Genomic DNA, 25,954 nt, shown 5'->3' with positions numbered 1-25,954 from the left:
GGTTGTTCCTTTTCTGTGCATGGAAATTGATCGAATCAATCTAATTTCATATAAATCAATAAAATAAAATCTGGCATGGTTTTCGCTTTAGTGAATTCAATCTTGTATACCAGATGGGATTCACATCATGCCAAGAATGACAGGACTCACGCTTCAGGAATGGAAACAGCATTACCAACAGCAGGCCGATCGCGTTGGTGAAACGCTAGGCGCGCTGCTCGCCAGCTTGTCGACGGACGATCCCGCGTGGATCGCGCTGGCGACGCCTGAATTGCTTCAGGCACAAATCGCGGCGCTATTGCCTCGGTATCGTGAAAATCCCGATGCGCTGCCGCTGTTTGGCGTTCCTTTTGCCGTCAAAGATAATATTGATGTCGCAGGCTGGCCAACGAGCGCGGCATGCCCGGCATTTACCTATCTGGCTGACGAAGATGCCACTGCCGTTGCCAAACTGAAAGCGGCAGGGGCAATTGTCATTGGCAAAACCAACCTCGATCAGTTTGCGACCGGTCTGGTCGGCACACGCTCACCGTTCGGTGAAGTGCCGAACACCTTTAACGCCGAGTACATCAGCGGCGGTTCCAGCTCAGGGTCGGCTTCGGTACTGGCGCGCGGGCTGGTTGCTTTTTCCCTGGGAACCGATACCGCCGGGTCGGGGCGCGTTCCTGCCGGGTTTAACAATGTTGTCGGCCTGAAGCCGACGAAAGGGTGGCTATCGGCAAGCGGCGTAGTGCCAGCCTGTCGCCTGAACGACACCATCTCCGTGTTTGCGCTAACCGTCGAGGATGCGTTTACCGTCGCTGAACTGGCTGGCGGGTACGATGCTGCGGATGCCTACTCGCGCAGCCATCCCGCCAGCGCGCCTGCGGCGCTGCCAGCGCAGCCGCGTTTTGCTATTCCCAGCGATCCGACTTTCTTTGCCGACGTTGTCGCACAGGCTGCATGGCAGCAGGCGTTGGTCGAACTGGAAGCGGCGGGCGTGACGCTGCATCCGATCGATTTCAGTATTTTCACGCAGCTAGCCGATCAACTGTATCAAGGCCCCTGGGTGGCAGAGCGCACCGTCGCGGTGGGCGACATGCTGCGGCAGCCAGAGAGCATGGATCCGGTGGTGCACGGTATTGTGGCCAGCGGCGAACGCTTCAGCGCGGTAGAGGCGTTCAGGGCAGAATACCTGCGTGCCGAACTGGCGCGTCAGATTCAGCAAACGCTGGCATCGTTCGACGCATTGGTCGTGCCGACCTCGCCGACAATCCACACGCGTGAGGCGATGAAGCAGGAACCGGTACGCTACAACTCTCAGTTGGGTGCCTACACCAACTTTACTAATCTGGCCGATCTCTCGGCGCTGGCGCTGCCAGCACCTTTCCGTTCCGATGGCTTGCCGGCGGGGATCACGTTGATTGCGCCTGCCTGGCACGACCGTGCATTAGCGAGCTTTGGCCTGCGTTGGCAAGCACAGCTGGCGCTTCCGCTGGGGGCAACAGGAAAAACGCTGCCAGCGGGATCGGCCACCTTGCCGTTTTCTAAATCACACGTCCGCCTCGCTGTCGTCGGAGCGCACCTGACGGGCATGCCGCTGAACCATCAACTGACCAGCCGCAATGCCGTGTGGGTGGAAGAGACGCGCACGGCGGAGAACTATCGTCTTTATGCGCTGGCGAATACACAACCAGCCAAGCCCGGTTTAGCGAAAGGCAACGACGGCGCGGCGATTATCGTCGAGCTGTGGGACATTCCGCTGGCGCGTTTTGGCGAGTTTGTCGCGGAAATTCCGGCGCCGCTGGGCATTGGTACGCTGACGTTAGCCGATGGACGGCAGGTAAAAGGCTTTATTTGCGAACCGGCAGCGCTGAACGATGCCGTGGATATCACTGAATTCGGCGGCTGGCGTCACTGGCTTGCTCATCAGGAGGCGTCTCATGTTTAAGACCGTACTGATCGCTAACCGAGGGGAAATTGCCTGCCGTGCCATACGCACGCTGAAGCGCCTGGGTATCACCAGCGTGGCGATTTATTCCGACGCGGATAAAAACGCACAACACGTGAAAGAGGCCGACATCGCCGTATCGATTGGCGGTGAAAAGGCCAGCGACAGCTATCTGTGTATCGACAAGGTGCTTGCCGCCGCACAGCAGACAGGGGCAGAGGCTGTCTGGCCGGGCTATGGTTTTCTGTCCGAGAGCCTGCCGTTTGCCGCGGCGTGTGAAAAGGCCGGTATTGCGTTTGTCGGGCCAACCGCCCAGCAAATTGGTGAATTTGGTCTGAAGCACCGTGCCCGTGAATTAGCCGCTGCCGCGGGTGTGCCGATGACGCCGGGAACGCCGTTGCTGGCCTCGCTGGAGGACGCACTGGCCGCCGCCGCAGACATCGGCTATCCGGTCATGTTGAAAAGCACCGCCGGGGGCGGTGGCATCGGCCTGACGCGCTGTGCCGATGCCGTGGCGCTACAGGCCGCGTGGGAGAGCGTGCGTCGTCTGGGTGAGCAGTTCTTCAGCGATGCGGGTGTGTTCCTCGAACGCTGTATCGATCGGGCGCGTCACGTCGAAGTCCAGATTTTTGGCGATGGTAAAGGCCGCGTGGTGGCATTGGGCGAACGTGATTGCTCATTGCAGCGGCGCAACCAGAAAGTCGTGGAAGAAACGCCCGCACCGCATTTGCCGGAAAGCACGCGAGCGGCGCTGCTGGCCTCGGCGGTAAAGCTGGGTGAGCTGGTTAGCTATCGCAGCGCGGGAACGGTGGAATATATCTACGATGCCGAACGTGATGCGTTTTTCTTCCTTGAAGTGAATACCCGTTTGCAGGTGGAACACCCGGTAACGGAGTGTGTCACCGGGCTGGATTTGGTCGAATGTATGTTGCGCGTCGCGGCGGATGAACCGCTGGACTGGGCGCAATTGACGCAGGCACCGCGTGGTGCCGCGATTGAAGTCCGCATTTACGCGGAAGATCCACTGAAAAATTTCCAACCCAGCCCCGGCGTGCTGACCGAAGTGGCGTTTCCTTCTGGCGTGCGGGTTGACGGCTGGGTGAGTACCGGCACCGAGGTGTCGGCGTATTACGATCCGATGATCGCCAAGCTGATCGTTCACGCAGAGACCCGTGAGCTGGCGTTGGAGAAGATGCAGCAGGCGCTGAATGCCACGCGTTTGCATGGCATTGCCACCAATCTCGATTACCTGCGCCAGATTATCGCCACTGAGGCGTTCCGCAGTGGAACCGTGTGGACGCGGATGCTCGACAGCTTTACGCCATCGGCCTCGGTGATTGAGGTGGTTCAACCCGGCACCTGGAGCAGCGTGCAGGACTACCCTGGACGCCTCGGCTACTGGGACATCGGCGTGCCGCCGTCTGGCCCGATGGATGATTTCGCGTTCCGTCTGGCGAACCGTATTGTCGGCAACGATGAAACTGCCGCCGGACTGGAATTTACGCTACAAGGCCCGACGTTGCGCTTCCATAGCGAGGCAGTGATTGCGCTGACGGGGGCGGATTGCCCGGCGACGCTGGATGGGGAAACGGTGCCATACTGGCAACCCGTTACGGTAACGGCGGGACAAACGCTGACGCTGGGGCGCGCGCAGTCCGGCTGTCGCACCTATCTGGCGGTGCGTAACGGCATTGATGTGCCGCAATATCTCGGTAGCCGTTCGACTTTCGCGCTCGGGGAGTTTGGCGGTCATGCCGGACGAACGCTGCGCGTGGCCGATATGTTGGCGATCTCTCAACCGGCATTGCCCGCCTGCACCACGCCTGCGCCCGTGAGCGAGCCGCAAGCGGTGGACGCTGCGCTGATTCCGCAGTATGGCGATGAGTGGCGTATTGGCGTGCTCTATGGCCCGCACGGCGCGCCGGATTTCTTTACCCACGCGGCAATCGACGAATTTTTCGCGGCGGAATGGCAAGTGCACTACAACTCGAACCGGTTGGGCGTGCGACTGGTCGGGCCGAAACCCACCTGGACGCGGGCGAACGGCGGTGAGGCGGGTCTCCATCCTTCCAACGTTCACGACTGTGAATACGCAATCGGCGCGGTGAATTTTACCGGTGATTTCCCGGTGATCCTCACGCGGGACGGCCCGAGTCTGGGCGGATTTGTCTGTCCGGTCACCATTGCTAAAGCGGAACTGTGGAAAGTCGGTCAGGTTAAGCCGGGCGATCGTATCCGTTTCCATCCTATCAGCGCAGATGAAGCGCTGGCGTTGGAACAGGCGCAGTCTGATCGTATTGCCACACTGGGTATGACGCAGATACCTGCATTTGACGTGCCCTCGCTGGCGACGACAGAACACGGCTCTGCAACGGTGTTGGCTACCGTGGCCGCCACCGCGACCACCCCCGCTGCCGTGTATCGTCAGGCAGGAGATAACTACGTTCTGATTGAATACGGCGACAACGTGTTGGATCTGGCGCTGCGGTTGCGCGTCCATCTCCTGATGGCTGCGATTCGTGCCTCCGAAACCGCAGGGATCGAAGAACTGTCTCCCGGCGTGCGGTCGCTACAGGTGCGTTATGACAGTCAGGTTATCCGCCAACAGGCGTTGTTGGACGTATTGCTGCATCTGGAACATCAGTTGGGCGACGTTAGCCAGATGAAAGTGCCGTCGCGCATCGTCCATTTGCCGATGGCGTTTGAAGACAGCGCCACACTCGGTGCGGTGGAGCGCTACCGCGAAACCGTACGCCCCAGCGCGCCGTGGCTGCCGAATAACGTCGATTTCATTCAGCGTATTAACGGATTAGCGAGCCGTGAGGATGTGCGAGACATCATTTTTGATGCCAGCTACCTGATTCTGGGGCTGGGCGACGTTTATCTCGGCGCGCCTTGTGCGGTGCCAGTCGATCCGCGCCATCGCTTATTGAGTTCCAAATACAATCCGGCACGCACCTTTACCGCTGAAGGCACCGTCGGCATCGGTGGCATGTACATGTGCATCTATGGCATGGATTCACCGGGTGGCTATCAACTGGTGGGGCGCACGCTGCCTATCTGGAACAAATTTCTCAAAAACGATCAGTTCATTGCAGATGAACCGTGGCTGCTGCGTTTCTTCGATCAGGTGCGGTTTTACCCGGTCAGTGAAGCAGAACTGACCACGTTGCGTGAGGATTTCCGCGAAGGACGTGCTGCGATCCACATCGAAGAAACCGAATTTGATTTCGCTGAACACACCCATTTCCTGACGGAGCAGGCCGACGATATTGCCGCATTCCGCCAGCGTCAGGCTACCGCGTTTGAAACGGAAGTGGCGCTGTGGCAGCAGGAGGATGACAGCGCGCAACAGGAGGCGATATCGGCTGAGCCGGTAGAGAACGATGACGATGCGTTTCAGGTCAGTGCAGACATGAATGGCAACATCTGGAAAGTGCTGGTGAAGGTGGGGGATGTCATCGAAGCCGGACAGCCGCTGATTATCGTCGAAGCCATGAAGATGGAACTGACGATTAGCGCGCCGCAGTCTGGCCGGGTGAAGCGCATCGGTTGCCAGCCGGGACGACCCGTCAGCCCCGGCGATGCCTTGCTGTGGTTGGAGTAGGCACTGGGACAAAAAGGCTGGCTGAAATAAGCATGCCCTGAATAAACGGACGAACGGTAATAAACGGCGAGGCGAAGAAAACGATGCGAGCAGGTACCCAAAAGAGCAGTAAAGATCGCCCGGAAGCGCTGGCAGAGCGGGTGTATCAAGCACTGAAAAACGACATTTTTGACTTCCGCCTGATGCCGGGCGACCGCTTTAGTGAAAATGAAATTGCCGAGCGGATGTCGGTCAGCCGTACGCCAGTGCGTCAGGCACTGTTCTGGCTGGAGCGGGAAGGCTATGTCGAAGTCTATTTCCGCAGCGGCTGGCAGGTTCGTCCGTTTGATTTCGCCTATTTCGAAGAACTGTATGACTTCCGCATCGTGCTGGAGCGTGAAGCCATTCGACGGCTGTGCGGAATGCCGCCGGGGCGCTGTGCCGAGCTATTGACGGATCTGAAACGCTTCTGGATTGAAGAACCGCGTCTGGATGACGGCAAGATCGTTTCCCGCTACGACGAAGGGTTTCACCGCGGGCTAGTAACAGCGGCAGGCAATAGCGAAATGGCGCGGGTTCACGGCGAGCTGACGGAGAAAATTCGCATTATTCGGCGTCTCGATTTTACCCGCGAGGATCGTATCGACGCGACCTATAAAGAGCACGCCCGCATTCTGCTGGCGATACTACAGCAACACACCGAGGAGGCGCAGCGCATTCTGACCGACCACATTGCCGTCAGTAAGGCCGAAGTCAGGAAGATCACCCTGCACATGCTACAGCAGGCGCGGCCTCAATCTGCTTCACCGCAATCCGTTTCAATGTCATCCGTTTCAATGCCATCTGTTTCAACGGAAGGCATTTCATCTGATGCATCACACGATTCCATTCTCACTCAACACGACTTAAGGGCTAATAAATGAAAAGACGTTCATTGCTAAAAGTTTTTGCGCTTTCTGCGACGGTGGTTGGCATGGGGTTGACCTGGAGCGTGCAGGCGGCGGACACCATCAAAGTCGGCATTATGCATTCACTGTCCGGCACGATGGCGATTTCGGAAACGCCGCTGAAGGATGTGGCGCTGATGACCATTGATGAAATCAACGCCAAAGGCGGCGTGTTGGGTAAAAAACTGGAACCGGTGGTGGTCGATCCGGCATCAAACTGGCCGCTGTTTGCCGAAAAAGCCCGCCAGCTGCTGACGCAGGATAAAGCAGCGGTGGTGTTCGGCTGCTGGACATCGGTGTCACGTAAATCGGTTCTGCCGGTGTTTGAGGAACTGAACGGATTGCTGTTCTACCCGGTGCAGTATGAAGGTGAAGAGATGTCGCCGAACGTGTTCTACACCGGCGCCGCACCGAATCAGCAGGCGATTCCTGCGGTGGAATACCTGATGAGCGAAGACGGCGGGGCGGCGAAACGCTTCTTCCTGCTGGGTACCGACTATGTGTATCCGCGTACCACCAATAAGATTTTGCGCGCCTTCCTGCATTCCAAAGGCGTGCAGGACAAAGATATTGAGGAAGTTTATACGCCGTTTGGTCACAGCGATTACCAGACCATTGTTGCCAATATTAAGAAGTTCTCGACGGGCGGCAAGACGGCGGTGGTGTCCACCATCAACGGTGACTCCAACGTGCCGTTCTATAAAGAGCTGGCAAATCAGGGAATCAAAGCGACGGATGTGCCGGTTGTCGCGTTCTCGGTCGGTGAAGAAGAACTGCGCGGGATCGACACCAAGCCGCTGGTCGGCCATTTAGCCGCGTGGAACTACTTTGAATCGGTCGATAATCCAACCAATGCCGACTTCGTCGAAGCCTACAAAGCCTATGCCAAAGCGAAAAATCTGCCGAACGCAGGCACGGTGGTGACTAACGATCCGATGGAAGCCACTTATGTAGGCATTCATATGTGGGCGCAGGCGGTAGAGAAAGCGGGTACGACAGACGTGGATAAAGTCCGCGCCGCGATGGCCGGTCAGACTTTTGCCGCACCGGATGGTTTTACGCTGACGATGGACAAGACCAACCACCATCTGCACAAGCCGGTGATGATTGGCGAGATTGAGGAAAACGGTCAGTTCAACGTGGTCTGGCAAACGGATAAACCGGTTCGCGCGCAGCCGTGGAGCCCGTACATCGCCGGTAACGATAAGAAACCCGATCATCCAATCAAAGCCGCACAGTAAGCGTCATCTTTCCCCCGTCCAGCATACCGGACGGGATATTCTCTCTCTTATATGGCGGACATTGCGATGATGAGCTGTCGATTATCTACGTTTGTGCTGTCGCTGTGTCTGATGCTTCCTCTGCTGGCACAGGCCGGGTCGGCGGCTGATTTCGCCGCGGCCAACCGCACGCAGCAGGCCGAACTGTTGCAACAATGGGCCGTTGCGCCGGATCCCGCCCGTTTACCGCTGTTACAGGCACTGCGCGATGAATCCGTGGTGCTCGATCAGGACCAACAGCCATTTAGGGATGTGCAGGGGACGTTAACGCCGCTGGAAGGACACGCGGAGCCGGTTGGCGCGACCAAAAAGCTGTTTATGAATAACCGCCTGCGTGCGCTAATTGCCACCGCGCTGGCCTCACATCAGCTCGTTAGCGACGATGCCGCAACGCGTCTGAATGCCGTACGGCAGTTGCAAAGCGAGAGCAGTGCGGACCAATTGCCGCTGTTGGTGCAGCGACTTGAGGTAGAAAAAGATGCGCAAGTGCACGATGCGCTGAATACCGCGATTGCGACCCGGCAGTTAAGCGATCCCAATCCGTTGATACGTCTGGAGGCGGTCAAACGCTTAGGGCAGACCGGCGATCCACAAATGCAGGCACGCTTACAGCCGTTGACACAGGCGCAAAACGAGCCGGATACCGGCGTGCGTGCGGCGGCGCAGGAAAGTTTGGATCAGATTAAGCAAAGTTTGATCGTCGGCGATCTGCTGGGGCAAGCATTCACCGGACTGTCACTCGGTTCTATTTTGCTGCTGGCGGCGCTGGGGCTGGCGATCACGTATGGGCTGTTGGGCGTCATCAACATGGCGCACGGCGAAATGCTGATGTTGGGAGCATACGCAACCTGGCTGGTGCAGTCGCTGTGCCAGCAGTTTGCCCCCGACTGGCTGGCGTACTATCCGCTGCTGGCGTTGCCTGTCGCCTTCTTCATTACGGCTGGCGTCGGTATGGCGCTGGAACGTACGGTGATCCGTCATCTGTATGGCCGACCGCTGGAAACGCTGCTGGCGACCTGGGGGATTAGCCTGATGCTGATTCAACTGGTGCGGATGCTGTTCGGTACGCAAAATCTGGAAGTGGCGAACCCCGCGTGGCTGTCCGGTGGCTTGCGTCTGTTGCCGAATCTGGTGCTGCCGTATAACCGCATCGCGGTGATCCTGTTTGTCCTCGGTGTGCTGCTGCTCACCTGGCTATTGCTCAATAAAACTCGCCTCGGCATGAATGTCCGTGCGGTGACGCAAAATCGGGCGATGGCGGACTGCTGCGGTGTGCCGACCGGACGCGTCGATATGCTGGCCTTTGGGTTGGGATCCGGTATCGCCGGGCTGGGCGGTGTGGCGTTGTCGCAGCTAGGCAACGTCGGGCCGGAACTGGGACAGGGCTACATCATCGATTCATTCCTTGTTGTGGTGCTGGGTGGCGTCGGGCAGCTTGCCGGAACGGTGGTGGCTGCATTCAGCCTCGGCATTCTCAACAAAGTGCTGGAGCCGCAGATCGGCGCCGTGCTGGGCAAAATTGTCATTTTGGTGCTGATCGTACTGTTTATTCAGAAGCGGCCACAGGGGCTGTTTGCATTCAAAGGACGGGTGATTGACTGATGACGCAACCTATTACGCAACCCATGACGATAACCCTGACGCAGCGCGCGCCGCGACTGATGTTTGGCCTCGGTTCGATCGCTTTCCTGACTTTGCTGATCCTGCCGTTTCTCGCACTGTTACCCGCAGAAAATCCGCTAGCGATCTCGACCTATACGCTGACGCTGATCGGCAAAATTCTGTGCTATGCGATTGTTGCCGTCGCGCTGGATCTGGTGTGGGGCTACGCCGGGCTGCTGTCGCTCGGTCACGGCATGTTTTTCGCGCTGGGTGGTTACGCGATGGGCATGTACCTGATGCGACAGGCTGCGGGTGAAGGAATGCCTGCGTTTATGTCCTTTCTGTCGTGGACGGAACTGCCGTGGTTCTGGGCGGGAACCCAGTATTTCGCCTGGGCGCTGTGCCTGATTGTACTGGTGCCGGGCGTGCTGGCTTTTGTCTTCGGCTGGTTTGCGTTCCGCTCCAAAATTAAGGGCGTGTATTTCTCGATCATGACGCAGGCGCTGACCTACGCGGGCATGCTGCTGTTCTTCCGTAACGAAACCGGTTTTGGTGGTAATAACGGATTTACCGGTTTTACCACGCTGCTCGGTTTCCCTATTACAGCGACGGGGACGCGCATCGGGCTGTTTGTCGCCACCGTACTGTTGTTAATGGCCAGCCTGTTGGTGGGCTTTGTGTTGGCGCGCAGTAAATTTGGCCGTGTGCTAACGGCGGTGCGTGATGCGGAAAATCGTCTGATGTTCTGCGGCTACGATCCGAAAGGCTTCAAGCTGTTTGTCTGGACACTTTCCGCCGTGCTGTGCGGGCTAGCGGGGGCGCTGTATGTGCCGCAGGTCGGCATTATCAATCCTGGCGAAATGTCGCCGACCAACTCCATCGAAGCGGCTATTTGGGTGGCGCTGGGTGGGCGTGGAACGCTGATCGGGCCGCTACTTGGCGCGGGTATCGTCAACGGGGCGAAAAGTTGGTTTACCGTGGCCTTCCCTGAATACTGGCTGTTCTTTTTGGGACTGATGTTTATTCTCGTCACGCTGTTTTTGCCGCGTGGCGTGATTGGCTTGCTGACGAGGAAAAAACATGACTGAGCCTTTATCTGTGCCATCTATCTCCGAGCCTGCGCGCACGGTTACCGCTCAACCGATGTTTACACAATCCATGTTTGAACAACCCATGTTTGCACAGCCGCACCCGTCGGATCGCCATCGGCACCAGACCGATCCGGTGCTGCAACTCGACAAGATTAACGTGAGCTTTGACGGTTTCCGGGCGCTCACCGATCTGTCGTTGCAGATTGGCGTGGGAGAGCTGCGTTGCATCATCGGCCCCAACGGCGCGGGAAAAACCACGCTGATGGATGTCATCACCGGTAAAACGCGACCCGACAACGGCAACGCGTTTTACGATCAGTACACCGACCTGACGATGCTATCTCCGGTAGAAATAGCCCGCGCGGGAATTGGGCGGAAATTCCAAAAACCGACGGTGTTTGAAGCGCTGACGGTATTTGAAAACCTCGATATTGCGCTGAAAACCGACAAATCGGTGTGGGCGAGTCTGCGTGCTAAACTAAACAGCGAGCAACGTGACCGGATTGACGAGACGCTGGCGCTACTGCGACTCGGTCATGAACGGCAGCGACCCGCAGGGCTGCTGTCGCACGGGCAAAAACAGTTTCTGGAGATCGGCATGCTGCTGGTACAGGAACCCCATCTGCTGCTGCTCGATGAACCTGCGGCGGGGATGACCGACGCAGAAACGGCGTACACCGCCGAACTGTTCCGCAGTCTGGCGGGTAAACACTCGTTGATGGTGGTGGAGCACGATATGGGTTTTGTCGAGAGCATTGCCGATCGTGTCACCGTGCTGCATCAGGGGCAGGTGCTGGCGGAAGGGTCGTTGCGCGAGGTGCAGGCGAATGAGCAGGTGATTGACGTTTATCTGGGGCGCTAACATGTTAGAGATTGCTGAACTGAATCAATACTACGGCGGCAGCCACATCCTGCGCGGCCTGTCCTTTGAGGTCAAAGCCGGCGAAATTACCTGCCTGTTAGGGCGTAACGGTGTGGGGAAAACCACGCTGCTGAAATGCCTGATGGGCCTGATTCCGGCGAAATCCGGCACGATTCGCTGGCAGGGCGAAGCGATCAATACGCGTAAACCTTACCAGCGTGTGCAGGCTGGCATTGCCTATGTACCGCAAGGGCGGGAAATTTTTCCTCGTCTGACGGTAGAAGAAAACCTGCTGATGGGGCTGTCGCGCTTTCCCGGTAAACAGGCGCGGCAGGTGCCGGATGAGATCTACCAGCTTTTTCCGGTGCTGGATGAGATGAAACAGCGGCGCGGCGGCGATTTGTCCGGCGGGCAACAGCAGCAATTAGCCATTGGGCGTGCGCTGGCCTGTAAACCACAGTTGTTGATTCTGGATGAGCCGACAGAAGGCATACAGCCGTCGGTGATCAAAGAGATTGGCGCGGTGATTCGCCAACTGGCGCAGCGTGGAGACATGGCGATTCTGCTGGTCGAGCAGTTTTACGACTTCGCCGCCGAGCTGGCGGACAGCTATCTGGTGATGTCACGCGGGGAAATCATCCAGCGCGGACGAGGTGAAACGATGGAACAGGACGGCGTGCGAGGATTGGTCGCGATTTAATTTTAGCTTCATGCCATGGGTACAAAAGTTTCAGGCCAAACGAGCAAGTTGTGTACAATACCGCTTAAACAGATAATGCATTGTTTATCTTCAGTTAAAAAGGGAAGGAGACTTAAGGATGAGTAAACGCTACGAAATACTGGATGGCACTAAAGCCGCTGCTTCGAAGAAGCACTTAAACGATGGGATTATTACGGTAAGATCGGTTCTTTCAAAAACGATAGATTCACACCACTCCTTTTCCCCGATCCTGAACGATTTCCCAATAACGCCAGACCGTATAGGGGAGTTTTACCGCCATTTATGCAAATGGTCACTCCCTACAACGACTTCGAATCTGGAAATGTAGGTGTCGCTAGCCGAGATGGATCTTTTATCGACTCAGCAAAAAATAGGACACTAGGGCTATGAGTAAATCGCTGAAGTTTTTTGCAGCGATCGGCATCATTGGTGTTGCTACTGTGATCGGTACGATATGGCCGTATATCAACATGAATTTTGCCAGCAGCGCGCACTCTACCGAGCAGGATAAAAGGGAATATGCGTTCTATACCCCGGATATTTTGAAAAACATGCCGCGCATTACAAACCACTATGACTTCAATTTTTCGAACGTAACGGGCCCGGAAGCTAAAGTATGGACGGTGAACTTCTATGGCACTGACGATACTGGCAAGGTTCACACCTATTTGACGTCGATAGGTTATGAGAAGCAGAAACGTTGCGATGTTGAGGCTGAATGCTGGCGAACGGCCGGCACTCATGACGTTGTGACGGTGGCGACGTTTGATACGGATAAAAGCGTGATGGTTCAGGTTTATAGCAGTCCGTATGCTGAACGATTATCGCTTGAGTAATCATGTAAGGACGCAGTGGCTCTACTGTTGTCAAATCACTGCGTCATTCTTGCTTTGCCTTATCTGATCGTATTTTGCATTGGGCGGTTTTAAAGTTAACATATGTGATTTATCATATGTGTTAACTGAGTGTATTGAGAACCCAAGATGCTACAGCCCGTCCAACTTTTCAAAATCCTTTCCGATGAAACTCGGCTATCCATCATCCTGCTGCTCAGAGAAGCGGGAGAATTGTGCGTCTGTGATATCTGCGCGGCCACCACGGAGTCTCAACCTAAAATTTCCCGTCATATGGGGATATTGCGTGAGTCAGGTTTAGTTCTTGATCGCCGAGAAGGGAAATGGATTCATTATCGATTGTCTCCACACATGCCTGCCTGGGCCGCAGAAACGATTCATACCGCATGGCAATGCCTGCGTGATGACGTGCGCCTGTGTCTGGCTACATCCGTTTCTTCTTCATGCTGAAGATAAAAAAACACATTCATTTATACATATGTGATTGGGCTAAGTATGCTACTGGCAGGGATAATATTTTTGCTGACGTTGATCTTTGTGATCTGGCAACCCAGAGGCCTGGGTATCGGTTGGAGTGCCAGTATCGGTGCAATATTCGCGCTGCTTAGCGGGGTTATTCATCTCAGTGATATTCCGATTGTCTGGGATATCGTCTGGAACGCGACGGCGACGTTTATTGCGGTGATTATTATCAGCCTATTGCTCGATGAATCGGGTTTTTTCGAATGGGCGGCACTGCACGTATCCCGATGGGGAAACGGACGCGGGCGTCTGCTGTTTACCTGGATTGTCTTGTTGGGAGCGGCTGTTTCTGCGTTGTTTGCCAACGATGGCGCGGCGCTCATCCTCACGCCGATTGTGATTGCTATGTTATTGGCACTGGGCTTCAGTAAAGGCACGACGTTGGCGTTTGTTATGGCTGCCGGATTTATTGCCGACACGGCTAGCCTGCCGCTCATTGTGTCTAATTTGGTTAATATTGTGTCTGCCGATTTTTTCAGCCTCGGTTTTACTGAATATGCCTCGGTCATGGTACCTGTCGATATCGCAGCGATTCTCGCGACGCTGGTTATGCTGCATTTATTCTTTCGCAAGGATATCCCCGCAACCTATGATGTATCGCGGCTGAAAGCACCCGCTAGCGCCATTAAAGACCTGGCAACGTTCAGAGCAGGGTGGATTGTTTTAGTGCTTCTGCTTACAGGATTCTTCGTCCTTGAACCGTTGGGTATTCCCGTCAGCGCCATTGCGGCCGTGGGCGCCGCTATTCTGCTTGCAGTGGCAAAAAAAGGTCATGCCATCAATACGGGTAAGGTACTGCGTGGCGCGCCGTGGCAGATCGTAATCTTCTCGCTCGGTATGTATTTAGTGGTCTATGGCCTGCGTAACGCGGGGTTAACGGAATATCTTTCCAGCATTCTGAATCTGTTTGCGGAGAAAGGGCTGTGGACTGCCACACTGGGCACGGGCTTTATGACCGCACTGCTTTCCTCAATCATGAACAATATGCCCACCGTGTTGATTGGCGCCTTATCCATCGACGGCAGCACGGCATCCGGTGTTGTCAAAGACGCGATGATTTATGCCAACGTCATTGGTTGCGATTTGGGCCCCAAAATCACCCCTATTGGTAGCCTGGCGACACTGCTTTGGTTGCATGTGTTATCACAGAAAAACATGACGATCAGTTGGGGATACTATTTCCGCACTGGGATTGTCATGACGCTGCCTGTGCTGTTTGTCACGTTGGCTGCACTGGCGCTGCGGCTATCCATCACGTTGTAATGAGATATTGATATGAGCAAAATAACGATTTATCACAACCCAGACTGCGGCACCTCGCGTAATACACTCGAGATGATTCGTAACAGCGGCACAGAACCCACGATTATTTACTATCTTGATACGCCGCCTTCCCGTGATGAACTAGTCACACTGATTGGCGACATGGGAATAACGGTGCGTACCTTGTTGCGCCAAAACGTAGAACCTTACGCATTATTGGGGCTGGCGGAAGAACGCTTTACTGACGAGCAACTCCTTGATTTTATGTTGCACTATCCGATCCTGATCAATCGTCCGATTGTGGTTACCCCTCGAGGAACCCGGCTATGTCGTCCATCAGAACGGGTGCTGGATATTCTCCCCAATCCGCAGCAAGGCGCATTCACAAAAGAAGATGGAGAAAAAGTCACTGATGAGTCGGGTAAACGTGTGAAATAGGGGATGCGCCAGCGGGACTCCAATGATGTCTTCCAGCTATTAATTAAATAATCCGCTTTATTTACCAAATCCTCACAATGCTATCCTGACTTGTGTGATTTTTATCATTTACCGTCCTTAATCGACACCATCGATTCGCGAGCGCTGTCGTGCTATGTATACCGTTAACATGATAGTTTTAAATTGAACACTGAAAATCAGTGGTGTATAAATCACGACGCAGTACGCTGTTGATTGCCTGGGGTGGGGTTGTATAGTAGTAAATAAAGTTAAAATTAGTATAAAATATTATTAGGAGTCTAATTATTATGTCTTCCATGGTGTTTTGCCGAGGATGCGGTAAGCAAATCCATAGCACAGCGAAAGCATGCCCGCAGTGTGGTGCCACGCAAGCTAGCGGTAAAGGCGAGAAAAACAGAATCTCTGCTGCACTATTTGCTGCTTTTCTCGGCGGTTTTGGTGCCCATAAATTCTATTTAGGAAAAGTCGGACAAGGGATTTTATATTTACTTTTTTTCTGGACGTTTATCCCAACGCTTATTGCGCTTGTAGAATTTATTATTTACCTGTGCGATTCTGATGAAGAATTCGCCAGAAAATATGGTTGAAACGTAATCCATGCATCATGTAATCAGGCTCACTACGGTGGGCCTGATTAATATTCAATCGATAACTCACCTTCTCCTTTTCCTCACAGCACCTTATTCAAAAAATTGATCGTCCGTGGGTGACGGGGATTGTTCAGCACCTGCCAGGAATCCCCGCTTTCGACGATTTTTCCATCGACCATAAACACCACGCGGTCAGCGACTTCACGTGCAAAGCCGATTTCATGTGTGACGACGACCAGCGTCACGCCGGAGCGGGCAAGTGATTTGATCACGTCCAGCACTTCGCCGACCAGTTCGGGATCGAGCGCGGACGTCGGTTCGTCAAATAGCATGACTTTCGGCTTAAGCGCCAGCGCACGAGCAATGGCAACACGCTGCTGCTGACCGCCAGACAGATGGCGGGGATAAGATTGCGCTTTATGGCGCAGGCCGACGCTTTCCAGCAGAGTAAAGGCGATATCTTCGGCCTCCTGACGTGAATACAGCTTATGCGCCAGCGGGGCTTCAATGATGTTCTCCAACACGGAAAGGTGGGGGAACAGATTGAAGTTCTGGAACACATAACCGACGTTGATGCGCTGACGTAGCACGTCCTTTTCTTTCAATTCATAGAGCGTATTCCCTTTGCGGCGATAGCCGATGTAGTCGCCGTCGATGCGGATAAAGCCGTCGTCAACCCGCTCAAGGTGGTTAATGGTGCGCAGCAGCGTGGATTTCCCCGAACCGGACGGGCCGAGGATCACCGTGACGGAACCGGGTGCCAGCGTCAAATTGATATCGTCCAGCGCTTTATGCTGACCAAAATGTTTTGCCACGTTGCGGATCTCGATCAGCCCCTGAGCGTTTCCTGCCTGTGGCTGCGCGGTGGTGCGCGAATGAGCCAAATAATCAATAGCTTCAGACATGGTGAATCTCCAGAATCGGGTGAATTAACGTGTACGCTTGCGCGTCAGGAAACGGACGAGCCTCTGGCGCGGCGTTGGCGGCATTTCACGCACGGCACCACGGGCGACATAGCGTTCCACGTAGTATTGGATGACGGATAGCACCGTGGTGATCAGCAGATACCAGATGGTGGCGACCATCAGCAGCGGAATGACCTGCTGGGTACGGTTGTAGATGACCTGAACGGTGTAGAACAGCTCCGGCAGCGCCAGCACGTAAACGATCGACGTACCTTTTGCCAGGCTGATGATCTCGTTGAAACCGGTAGGCAGAATCGAACGCAGCGCCTGCGGCAGAATGATGCGTACAGTACGGCGACCACCAGGCAGCCCGAGCGCGGCGGAGGCTTCAAACTGTCCGGCATCTACGCCAAGAATACCGCCGCGAATAATCTCTGCCGTATAGGCGGACTGCACCAGCGTCAGGCCAAGCACGGCGACGGAAAATTGATCCAGTAAGTCAATGGTCGGATAGTTCAGGAAGACGATAGAGGTAAACGGAATTCCCAGCGCCAGTTCATCATAGAGATACGAGAAATTGTAGAGAATGATCAGCACCAGAATCAGCGGCAGCGATCGGAACAGCCAGATATAGAGCCACGACAGGGTGGACAACAGATAAGACGGCGAAAGGCGAGCGAGCGCCAGTGCAGTGCCGAAAATGATGCTGAATAGTGTGCCCAGCGCGGTCAACAACAGCGTTTGTTCCAGACCGGTGAGAATGACCGGATTGAAAAACCACTCGGCAAAGACCGCCCATTCCCAGCGCGGATTCAGCGCGATTGACTGAACTATGCCGGCAAAAATGAACAGCGAAAACAGCGCGCCAGCAAAGCGAAAGGGATAGCGCGCCGGCACGATGCGCAACGGCGCGTCCTGTGCCTGGCTCAGCGGCGCTTGCTGAGAAGATGTATGTAGAGATTGCGTCATAATCGATACCCTTTGAAGGTGATCCTGAAAAACGTCCTTTTGCTTTTAATCACCGCACAGGGTGAATCGCAGCGTGTTGGGTCAACACACTTTCAAATGGCGAACGATAAGATCGACTTCCGTTTGTCGAGCAACCCGAGGCGTTGCTGCGTCAAACAGCGCTTTCTTGAACGGCAGTCGCCCATCGTAAGGCGGAATGCTGTAGGTCACGGGATCGACGTTGATGTCGAACTGCGGGGTATAGCCGTGGCTCAGGTAGAGGCGCACCGCTTCAGGCTGGCGGAAGCCGGTGGTCAGGAAAAAGTGCTGATAGCCTAACCGACGCGCATGTTGCTCCAGCTCTTGCATCACTTTCCCTGCCAGCCCCTGACGGCGCAGTGCATTATCTGTCCATACGCGCTTAATTTCGGCAGTGGTGCTGTCGTAGCGTTTAAACGCGCCAGTCGCAATCGGTACACCCTGACGCAGCAGCGCAATAAAAATGCCGTGCGGTTGCTGGTAGATCCCCGGCGGGTCGTTTTCCCGTTCGCCAAAAAAGTCGCCATAACGCTGCTCATATTCCGCGAACAGGCCGTCGATAATGGGGGCCACGATAGGGTCTTCGGGCTGAGTAACAATGAAGATGTCGTTGGACATGACGTGCTCCTGATTCATTCGGGTACGCGCTATCGGTAACCACGGTGTGTCGATCGTGGCGTACCGATAGTCATTGGACGGGATTAATCGCCCAGTCCCGGCGGATTGATTTCTGAACGGTCGATACGTTCGATGCTTTCGCCCCAGCGATTTAGCACCTGGTCGTATTCGCCACTTTTAATCACGCCGTTCAGCGCGGTATTAATTGGCTGAACCAGCCCGCTGCCTTTACGCGTGGTGACTGCGATATGTGCAACGTTGGGGTAGCCGCCGTTGACCGTACCGACATGCTTAACCTTGCCAGTCAGCTCGGCTTTGTACGCCCCGATCACGTTGGGGCCGAAATAGGCGTCGGAACGACCGGATTGCAGGCTCAGGTTGGCTGCGGCATCGTCCGTGACATAAATTGGCTGAAAGGCGGGCAGGCCGTTGGCGCGATTTTGTTTATCCCAGGCCAGCAGCACGGCTTCCTGATTGGTGCCGGAGCCAACAATAATCTTCAGTCCGGCGATGTCTTTCGCTTCGTTGATGGATTGAATCTTACTGGTGGATTTCACATAGAAGCCCAGCGAGTCGATGCGGTAGGTGGCGAAATCAAACTTTTCCTTGCGCGCTTTGGTGACGGTAATGTTGATGATGGCGGCGTCGTACTTGCCGGAGGACACACCGAGCGGCCAGTCTTCCCATGAGGTGGGGACGATGTTCAGCTCCAGCCCGAGGCTGTCGGCCACCAATCGGGCGATATCCGGTTCGCTGCCCACCACGGTTTTGTTATCGTCGGCCAGAAACGCCAGCGGCGGTGACGATCCCAGTGCGGCAATCGCTACGGTGAATTTACCCGGTGTGACAAAGGTAAAATCAGCCGGTATTTGCGCGATAGCTTCTGCGTTCTTCGGCGCATGGATCGGCTGCTGATTGGCTTTCAGGTCGATAGCCGCCTGTGCGCCAGTCACGACGGACAGCGTACCGAGCAGCAACGCTCCCGTCAGTAACGTTGTCAAACGCGATGGACGCAGGCGATGTGAGTGGGATGACGGTGCGATGGTGTGGGCAATCTCTTTTTGCATCAGTTTTTCCCTTGCAGATGATTATTTATAATGGTTTTCGTGACGCTGTCACTTTTATGAGTATGTCGCGTTTACTTAATCGCCGATACCCGGTGGGTTCACGACGGATTGCGTGATTTTTTCATCCTCTTCACCCCAGCGATCCAGCACCTGCGCATAGCTGCCGTTCTTGATGGCGCCATTGATGGTGGTGCTGATTGGTTGGGCCAGACCGTTACCTTTCTGCGTGGTGACCGCGACGTAAGCGACCGTCGGGCCTTTGCCTACCATGCGTGTTTTACCCGTCAGCGCCGCTTTATAAGCGCCGATAGAGTGCGGGCCGAAAAACGCATCGACGCGCCCAGACTGAATGCTCAGGTTGGCGGCAGCATCGTCGGTGACGTAAACCGGCTGTACAGGAGGAAGGCCGTTAGCGCGGTTTTGCCGATCCCAGCCCAGCAGAATGTTTTCCTGATTAGTGCCGGAGCCGACAATGACTTTCAGACCCGCCACGTCTTCCGGCTTATTAATCGACGTAATCTTACTGGTCGATTTCACGTAGAAACCCAGCGTATCAATGCGATACGTGGCGAAATCAAACTTCTCTTTGCGGAGTTTGGTCACGGCGATATTAAAAATCGCGGCATCGTATTTCCCGGCAGTGATGCCCAGCGGCCAGTCTTCCCAGGAGGCCGGAACCAATTTCAGCTCCAGCCCGAGGCCGTCGGCTACCAGCCGTGCAATATCGGCATCGCTGCCAACAATCGTTTTGTTGTCATCAGCCAGCAGCGACAGCGGCGGCGAGCTGAGCGCTGAAACGGCAATGGTCAGCTTCCCCGGCGTGACGAATTTGAAATTAGCGGGAATCTGCGCGATGGCTTCAGCGTTTTTTCCGATGCGAATGGGATTCTGATTTGCCTTCAGGTCAATACGGCTGACGAATCCGGTGTCTTGCGCCTGCACGTGGGTTACCAGCACGGTGCTCAGTACGGCCGCCAGAGTCGTCACAGCAAGAAAAGGGGAACGCTTCACGATGAATCTCCTGTGGCGCAAATTAGCGCGTGAATTGATTCACCGGATAATCCAGCGCCAGATTTTCCCGCAGCGTGTAGCCTGCGTAATCCTGACGGAACAGGCCGCGCTGTTGCAGCAGAGGAACAACGCGATCGACAAAGTGGTTGAGTGTCTCCGGCGTCCCCCCCTGAATGATGAAGCCATCGGCCGCACCGTTCTCAAACCAGAGCTGTAAGCCATCCGCCACCTGTTCGGGCGTGCCGCTGAAGACGGGGCGTGGTGATGCGGCTTCCAACGCGACCTGCCGCAGCGTTAAGCCTTTTTCCTGCGCGTTGCGTTTGATTTCGTCAGTGGTGCTGCGGAAGCTGTTTTTCCCCAGATCGCCGATATCGGGGAAAGGCTCATCCAGCGGATGTTGGGAGAAGTCATAGTGCTCAAAGTAGCGCCCCAGATAATTGAGGGCGTCCTCAATCGTGACCAGTTGGGCGGTTTCCTGATATTGACGCTCCACGTCTTCCGCGTCGTTGCCAACAATCACGCTGACGCCCTGAAAGATGTGTAGCTGATCGGCCCGGCGGCCGTTTTCTTCTAGCTTCTGTTTTACCTCGCGGTAATAACGCTGTGATTCTTCCAGCGTGTGTTGATGGGTGAAAATGGCATCGGCGTGCTTGGCGGCCAGTTTTTGGCCGTCTTCCGATGCGCCAGCCTGAAACACAATAGGGCGGCCCTGCGCGGATCGGCCGATATTCAGCGGACCCTGCACGGAGAAGAATTCACCTTTATGGTGTAGCGTGTGCAGCTTCTCGGGATCGAAGAACTGTCCGCTGGCTTGGTCGCGAATAAAGGCATCGTCTTCCCAGGAATCCCATAGGCCTTTTGCCACCTGAAGGAATTCATCGGCAATACGGTAGCGCAGCGCGTGTTCCGGGTGTTGTGCGCGGGAGAAGTTTTTCGCCGAGCCTTCCAACGGTGAGGTCACCACGTTCCAGCCCGCGCGGCCATTGCTGAGATGGTCGAGGCTGGAGAATTGACGCGCCGTGGTGAACGGTTCGGAATACGACGTCGAAAGTGTGCCGACCAGACCTATATGCGTGGTAACGGTGGCTAATGCGGACAGCAGCGTTAACGGTTCAAAGCGATTGAGAAAGTGAGGGATCGATTTTTCATTGATATATAAGCCGTCAGCCACGAAGACAAAATCAAACTTCCCTTGTTCGGCTTTTTTTACCGCATCCAGAACAAAACCAAAATTAATACTGGCATCTGGCACGACATTTTTATGTCGCCATGCGGACATATTTCCCGCTGCGCCCTGTAATATTAAACCCAGTCTTAATTGCCGTTTGGTAGAGAGTTGTTTTTCACTCATTATGAGAAACCTTTTTATTAATTGAATGTGTTTGTCATTAATTGAAAGTGCCTATTTTTCATTGAACGACTCTCCGTGAAAGTGAAAATAGTCCATCAATAAACCGGCTATCAATAAGCAAGCAATCAATAGAAATTCATGGATTCAATAAAAGTTAATCAGGCGTTAATAGCGTTTTTTCACTATTGATGAGGCGAGGCGTGATGTAAAACAACAAAAATGGATAATAAAATTCAAAAATTTCAGATGATGACGCGGCTTATTTTGTTAGTATAATGTTAACAATCATGTCTCTTCGCCGTATCTAAAGGAAGTATTTAATGTCTGATTTGATAGCTGAACGACACGTAACCGCGAATGACGCGGCGTTCTCTGCTGCGGCTGTTACGGTTGACCGGCAGGCGTTTCGCGATGCGATGGCAAGGCTGAGCGCTGCGGTTAATGTCGTGACGACGGATGGCCCGGCGGGTAAAGCTGGATTTACGGCTTCCGCGGTGTCCAGCGTCAGCGATTCGCCCGGTACGCTGCTGGTATGTTTGAATCGCGGTTCGTCGGTGTATCCCGCGTTTCAGGCGAATACGCATTTGTGCATCAATACGTTGGCTTCCCATCATGAAGCGCTGTCGACGCTGTTTGGTAGCCGCTCGTCTACCGAAGAGCGGTTTGCGGCGGCGGAGTGGGACGTGCTGCACACCGGATCACCGGTGTTGCGGGATGCACTGGTTGCGTTTGACTGCCTGATTGAGGAAGTGGTGAGTGCGGCGACGCACGATATCTTTATTTGCCGAGTGTTAGCACTGAAGCAGGGTGAAAGCACCGATGGTCTGGTGTATTTTTCCCGCCGTTATCATGCTGTTCGCGGTTAATTTGTATCACTTTCTCGCTTAATTCCGACCGTTTCACGATCGAGATACCCGGAGCAACCACGGGGTGAGGCATCCCTGCGGGAACGTCATCCCCGTGTCTCTCCTAATATCGGATTAATGTAATCAATACCCCTCTGCCGAATTGATCGTGCAGAGGGGATTTTATTTGTAGAACAAGCTATTACGATGAAGACAGTACGGCCTGCGGCGGAGTGACTTTCGTGGTACGCAGGCGATGTAACGCGGCCTCCGCCAGCTGTGCGAAATACCGTGAGGCTGGCGCAATCGCACTTTCATCCGGGTTAAACTGAGGATGGTGCAGGCCAAATTCGCTGTTTGAACCAATGCTGACGAAGGTGCCCGGTATTTCCTGAAGGTAAAGTGCAAAGTCCTCGCCGCTCATTTGCAGCTCGGCGTTTTCCACCTGATAGCCTGCGTCTCGGGCAATCTGTTTGCTGAAATCTGCCCATTCGCTGGTATTCACGACCGCGGGTGGGCCGGGGTACCATTTCAGTTCCGCTTTGGCGCCCAGCGCAAGGGCGATACCGCCGATCAGTTGTTCAATGCGTTCCGGTATTTCCGCGCGAATCGCGGCATTGTAGGTGCGTACTGTACCTTCCAGTTCTACCGTTTGCGGCAGTACATTCCAGGTATTGCCGCCCTGAATGCGCGTAACGCTGATGACCAGCGATTCCAGCGAACTGAAACTGCGACTGGGCAACGTTTGCAGCGCATTGACGATATTGCAGGCGGTGACGATGCTGTCGATGCCTTGTTCGGGTTTGGCGGCGTGCGCGCCTTTGCCCGTAATGTGAATGGCGAAGCGATCCACGTTGGCATAAAACGGGCCGCTGCGTGTGGCGAAGGTGCCAGCGGGAAGCTCAGGCGCGTTGTGCAGACCGAAAACGGCGGCCACATCGGCGAGTGCACCCGCGCGGATGAACTGTTTAGCGCCGGTAGAAACCTCTTCTGCCGGTTGGAAAAAGACGCGGATTTTACCCGGTAAGACAGATTCGCGTTTTTTTAGCAAACAGGCGGCACCCAGCATCACCGCAGTATGGAAATCGTGCCCACAGGCATGCATGACGCCTGCGTGCTGAGAGCGAAACGGTACATCCACCAACTCTTCAATCGGCAGGGCATCAATATCGGCCCGCAGCGCAATCGTCGAGCCGCTACCGTGGCCGATCTCGGCAACGACGCCAGTGGTCAGCGTCAGGGGCAACAGGCGGATGTCTTTCTCTTGTAGCCAGCGGGTGATGTGCGCGGTGGTTTGGTGTTCCTGATTGGACAGTTCCGGGTGCTGATGCAGGTGCCGTCGCCAGTTAATTAGCTGTTGCTCGAATGACGTATCACAACAGGGGATAGATTCAGCCATATCAATACACCTCCTTAACAAAACTCAAACATGATAAAGGTAGCCGATAGCGACTCAGTGGATAAATACCATCTGGTTATATTTCATGCCTTTTTATCCCGAATTATTTAAGGTTTTGGGATTGCAATGCCATTTTCTATTCGTAATGCGAATGATTTATGCGTAACTTGTTTTTTTAGTAATGACAACTTTTCTTTATTAAAATTCCTGCTAACAAAATCCGTTATTGATATTTATATTTCACGCTGTTATGCAACATGCTTCTTATTCTGTTTTTCCTTTTCCTGATTTTTACTGTGACGCTTTATTTGAAATAAATCATTATGTAATGAATGGTTTTGAAATAAAACGTCATTATTAATAAATGACGTTGACGGATGGTTGCTGAAAATAGCGTCGCTGAAAATAAGGAAACATCGTGGGATATAAGCTCAGTTTATTAGATCAAAGCCCGATTGCCGAAGGCATGAGCGTGGAACAGGCGTTGGCACAAACCGTTTCGCTGGCGCAAGTGGCAGAAGCGCTTGGCTATCATCGTTTTTGGGTTTCCGAGCATCATAATTCTGATGAGTTGGCGGGGTCATCTCCCGAGGTTTTAATCACCTGGCTGTTGGCACACACCACCACGCTGCGCATTGGTTCCGGCGGGGTGATGTTACAGCATTACAGCCCGTATAAGGTCGCAGAGAATTTCCATGTGATCGGTGCATTGTCGGGTGGACGTGTCGATTTGGGGATCGGCAAAGCGCCGGGCGGGCTGCCGTTGGCAACGCGTGCGCTACAGCAGGAAATCAGTGAAGCGACACGGGTGACCTTCACGGAGAAATTACAGCAATTAAACCGTTTTCTCGACAGCCATGATGAGACGGCCGAGCGCCTGAATGCCACGCCGTTACCGGAACACGCGCCACAGCGCTTTCTGCTGGGTGCCAGCCAGGAGAGTGCGCGCTTAGCCGCGTCGTTGGGCTGGAGTTTTGTCTTCGCCGGGTTCATTAACGCCAGTGAAACGCTACTGACGGAGTCTCTCCTGAGCTATCGGGAATTGAAGCCCGACAGCGCCCAGACGCTGCTGTCGCTGTCGGTGATTGCCGCCGAACACCATGAAGAGGCGGAAGCGCTGGCCAGCACGCAGCATAACTATAAGGTTTATATTGAGAACAAACCGCCGTTGACGGTGGGCACTCAAGAGCTGGCCGACAATTTCGTTCGGCAGGCGGGCGCAACGGATTTCCGCATCGTTCAGGAGCCGCGCAATGTGCTTTACGGCACGCCGGAACATATTCATCAGCGTCTGGAAACTTACCATCAGCGCTTTGGCGTGGATGAATTCATCATCCATACGCCCGTGACGTCCCCCCGCGAGCGCGAGGCATCAATCCGCCTGCTGGCTCAGCGCTGAGTAAGACCGAAAAATGTGAGCGATGACAAAGCGGTACCGCCGTTTGATCAGTACACAGCTCTACGGTGAATGCTGGTACGGTAAGTAGACCCGTGGTCGGATGATTCAGTTCAACACGGCTTCGCCGTATAAAAATGCGGCTGGCCGCCTGCGCGCGTGGGAGAAAAACAAGTAAAACTCTGATAATAAATAGAAAAAATAAAACTGGTTGTTTGTTGTCTCTTTTTATTTGTCATCTTTTTTTCTTTCTTTGTCAAAGTCGTGCCCGCGGTGTTTTTTCAGACAAAACCTTACATATTCCCTCTGCTTGACTGTTCTATACTCATTAGTAAGCAAGATAAGTTTTACTGGCCGATGAGATAAATAGGGGGAAAAATGATTGGTCTCAACCTGGTTTCTCCGGTGTCATATTACTCCACGCCTGACAAACTTGATTATGTGCAAGGTATTTCCCGCTCGTCGCAACTCTCTGGTTATCCTCACCCGGATGCGTCTACCCGTTCTCGGACCACGTACGAAAATAGCGGTTCCGTATTTAAGCCACCCATTGCCGATGGGATCAATCGTCCAACGGCAAATAACCAGCTTAACGTCTACGTTTAGGGCTGTCTCAATCTGGCAAAATGGATAATCGCGCACTGAAAACGATCGTTTTCGGTGCGTAT

General features: G+C 54.4%; 23 protein-coding genes and 2 pseudogenes. 18 read left to right on the top strand and 7 right to left on the bottom strand.

Annotated features, from left to right (window positions below; all coding sequences use genetic code 11):
- Nucleotides 1-127 precede the first annotated feature (127 nt).
- The 14 genes and pseudogenes from atzF (at nt 128) to LCF41_RS11550 (ending at nt 15,704) form a co-directional block, all read left to right on the top strand.
- Entirely contained in the window at nt 128-1,930 is a 1,803-nt protein-coding gene (gene atzF, locus LCF41_RS11615) for an allophanate hydrolase (RefSeq protein ID WP_225084752.1), read from the top strand.
- Nucleotides 1,923-5,537 carry an urea carboxylase gene (uca, locus tag LCF41_RS11610; protein WP_225084751.1) on the top strand — a complete coding sequence of 1,205 codons (3,615 nt, stop codon included), beginning with the start codon at nt 1,923-1,925 and terminating at the stop codon, nt 5,535-5,537. Before atzF ends, uca begins: the two co-directional genes overlap by 8 nt.
- An 83-nt stretch (nt 5,538-5,620) precedes the next feature.
- Nucleotides 5,621-6,439, top strand: a complete 819-nt coding sequence (locus LCF41_RS11605) for a GntR family transcriptional regulator (protein WP_225084750.1) — start codon at nt 5,621-5,623, stop codon at nt 6,437-6,439.
- Nucleotides 6,436-7,704, top strand: coding sequence for an urea ABC transporter substrate-binding protein (gene urtA / locus LCF41_RS11600; RefSeq protein WP_180740920.1), 1,269 nt, complete (start codon nt 6,436-6,438; stop codon nt 7,702-7,704). Before LCF41_RS11605 ends, urtA begins: the two co-directional genes overlap by 4 nt.
- 51 nt (nt 7,705-7,755) lie before the next feature.
- Entirely contained in the window at nt 7,756-9,345 is a 1,590-nt protein-coding gene (urtB, locus tag LCF41_RS11595; RefSeq protein WP_225084749.1) for an urea ABC transporter permease subunit UrtB, read from the top strand.
- A gap of 11 nt (nt 9,346-9,356) precedes the next feature.
- Nucleotides 9,357-10,433, top strand: a complete 1,077-nt coding sequence (urtC, locus tag LCF41_RS11590) for an urea ABC transporter permease subunit UrtC (RefSeq protein WP_225088159.1) — start codon at nt 9,357-9,359, stop codon at nt 10,431-10,433.
- Between the two features lie 70 nt (nt 10,434-10,503).
- Nucleotides 10,504-11,298, top strand: a complete 795-nt coding sequence (gene urtD / locus LCF41_RS11585; RefSeq protein WP_225088158.1) for an urea ABC transporter ATP-binding protein UrtD — start codon at nt 10,504-10,506, stop codon at nt 11,296-11,298.
- Nucleotide 11,299: 1 nt separating this feature from the next.
- Nucleotides 11,300-11,998 (top strand): urea ABC transporter ATP-binding subunit UrtE, encoded by a 699-nt coding sequence (gene urtE / locus LCF41_RS11580; protein WP_225084748.1) that lies wholly within the window; start codon nt 11,300-11,302, stop codon nt 11,996-11,998.
- Between the two features lie 165 nt (nt 11,999-12,163).
- Nucleotides 12,164-12,409, top strand: a pseudogene (locus LCF41_RS11575) (hypothetical protein); the annotation flags it as partial.
- On the top strand, nt 12,406-12,855 hold the full coding sequence (locus tag LCF41_RS11570) for a hypothetical protein (RefSeq protein ID WP_225084747.1): 450 nt from the start codon (nt 12,406-12,408) through the stop codon (nt 12,853-12,855). The pseudogene LCF41_RS11575 and the gene LCF41_RS11570, both read left to right, overlap by 4 nt.
- Before the next feature lie 147 nt (nt 12,856-13,002).
- The gene (locus tag LCF41_RS11565) at nt 13,003-13,323 is read left to right on the top strand and encodes a metalloregulator ArsR/SmtB family transcription factor (RefSeq protein WP_225084746.1); all 321 of its coding nucleotides are present in this window, start codon (nt 13,003-13,005) and stop codon (nt 13,321-13,323) included.
- Between the two features lie 45 nt (nt 13,324-13,368).
- A complete protein-coding gene (locus LCF41_RS11560) occupies nt 13,369-14,658 on the top strand; it encodes an arsenic transporter (protein WP_225084745.1) in 1,290 nt (429 codons plus the stop codon).
- Between the two features lie 12 nt (nt 14,659-14,670).
- A complete protein-coding gene (gene arsC / locus LCF41_RS11555) occupies nt 14,671-15,096 on the top strand; it encodes a glutaredoxin-dependent arsenate reductase (protein ID WP_225084744.1) in 426 nt (141 codons plus the stop codon).
- 308 nt (nt 15,097-15,404) lie between these two features.
- Nucleotides 15,405-15,704 carry a TM2 domain-containing protein gene (locus LCF41_RS11550; protein ID WP_039467335.1) on the top strand — a complete coding sequence of 100 codons (300 nt, stop codon included), beginning with the start codon at nt 15,405-15,407 and terminating at the stop codon, nt 15,702-15,704.
- A gap of 83 nt (nt 15,705-15,787) precedes the next feature.
- On the opposite strand, the gene LCF41_RS11545 is transcribed toward LCF41_RS11550, so the two are convergent.
- The 6 genes from LCF41_RS11545 to LCF41_RS11520 form a co-directional block, all read right to left on the bottom strand.
- A complete protein-coding gene (locus tag LCF41_RS11545) occupies nt 15,788-16,612 on the bottom strand; it encodes an amino acid ABC transporter ATP-binding protein (protein ID WP_284144896.1) in 825 nt (274 codons plus the stop codon).
- Nucleotides 16,613-16,636: 24 nt separating this feature from the next.
- Nucleotides 16,637-17,581: an amino acid ABC transporter permease gene (locus LCF41_RS11540; RefSeq protein ID WP_225084743.1), complete on the bottom strand. Its 945-nt coding sequence runs from the start codon at nt 17,579-17,581 to the stop codon at nt 16,637-16,639.
- An 81-nt stretch (nt 17,582-17,662) separates the two neighbouring features.
- Nucleotides 17,663-18,217 (bottom strand): GNAT family N-acetyltransferase, encoded by a 555-nt coding sequence (locus tag LCF41_RS11535; RefSeq protein ID WP_225084742.1) that lies wholly within the window; start codon nt 18,215-18,217, stop codon nt 17,663-17,665.
- Between the two features lie 83 nt (nt 18,218-18,300).
- Nucleotides 18,301-19,284: an ABC transporter substrate-binding protein gene (locus LCF41_RS11530; protein WP_225084741.1), complete on the bottom strand. Its 984-nt coding sequence runs from the start codon at nt 19,282-19,284 to the stop codon at nt 18,301-18,303.
- A 75-nt stretch (nt 19,285-19,359) separates the two neighbouring features.
- Nucleotides 19,360-20,295, bottom strand: a complete 936-nt coding sequence (locus LCF41_RS11525) for an ABC transporter substrate-binding protein (RefSeq protein ID WP_225084740.1) — start codon at nt 20,293-20,295, stop codon at nt 19,360-19,362.
- A gap of 22 nt (nt 20,296-20,317) precedes the next feature.
- On the bottom strand, nt 20,318-21,646 hold the full coding sequence (locus tag LCF41_RS11520; RefSeq protein ID WP_225084739.1) for an LLM class flavin-dependent oxidoreductase: 1,329 nt from the start codon (nt 21,644-21,646) through the stop codon (nt 20,318-20,320).
- Nucleotides 21,647-21,966: 320 nt separating this feature from the next.
- Between LCF41_RS11520 and LCF41_RS11515 the strand changes: the two genes are divergently transcribed.
- Nucleotides 21,967-22,512 carry a flavin reductase gene (locus LCF41_RS11515; protein WP_225084738.1) on the top strand — a complete coding sequence of 182 codons (546 nt, stop codon included), beginning with the start codon at nt 21,967-21,969 and terminating at the stop codon, nt 22,510-22,512.
- Nucleotides 22,513-22,693: 181 nt separating this feature from the next.
- Here the strand turns inward: LCF41_RS11515 and LCF41_RS11510 are convergent, their stop codons facing one another.
- Nucleotides 22,694-23,890 carry a M20 peptidase aminoacylase family protein gene (locus LCF41_RS11510; RefSeq protein WP_225084737.1) on the bottom strand — a complete coding sequence of 399 codons (1,197 nt, stop codon included), beginning with the start codon at nt 23,888-23,890 and terminating at the stop codon, nt 22,694-22,696.
- 418 nt (nt 23,891-24,308) lie between these two features.
- On the opposite strand from LCF41_RS11510, the gene LCF41_RS11505 reads away from it, so the two are divergent.
- The 3 genes and pseudogenes from LCF41_RS11505 to LCF41_RS11495 all read left to right on the top strand — a co-directional run bounded on the left by LCF41_RS11505 (nt 24,309) and on the right by LCF41_RS11495 (nt 25,892).
- Nucleotides 24,309-25,289: an LLM class flavin-dependent oxidoreductase gene (locus tag LCF41_RS11505; RefSeq protein ID WP_225084736.1), complete on the top strand. Its 981-nt coding sequence runs from the start codon at nt 24,309-24,311 to the stop codon at nt 25,287-25,289.
- A 55-nt stretch (nt 25,290-25,344) separates the two neighbouring features.
- Nucleotides 25,345-25,464 (top strand): annotated as a pseudogene (locus LCF41_RS22200) (ClbS/DfsB family four-helix bundle protein); the annotation flags it as partial.
- Between the two features lie 200 nt (nt 25,465-25,664).
- On the top strand, nt 25,665-25,892 hold the full coding sequence (locus tag LCF41_RS11495) for a hypothetical protein (protein ID WP_225084735.1): 228 nt from the start codon (nt 25,665-25,667) through the stop codon (nt 25,890-25,892).
- Nucleotides 25,893-25,954: the final 62 nt, after the last annotated feature.

It is taken from the genome of Pectobacterium colocasium, assembly GCF_020181655.1.
GTDB classification, from domain to species: domain Bacteria; phylum Pseudomonadota; class Gammaproteobacteria; order Enterobacterales; family Enterobacteriaceae; genus Pectobacterium; species Pectobacterium colocasium.
Note: the sequence above shows the minus strand (reverse complement) of the source record. Positions and strands in the feature narration are given on the sequence as shown.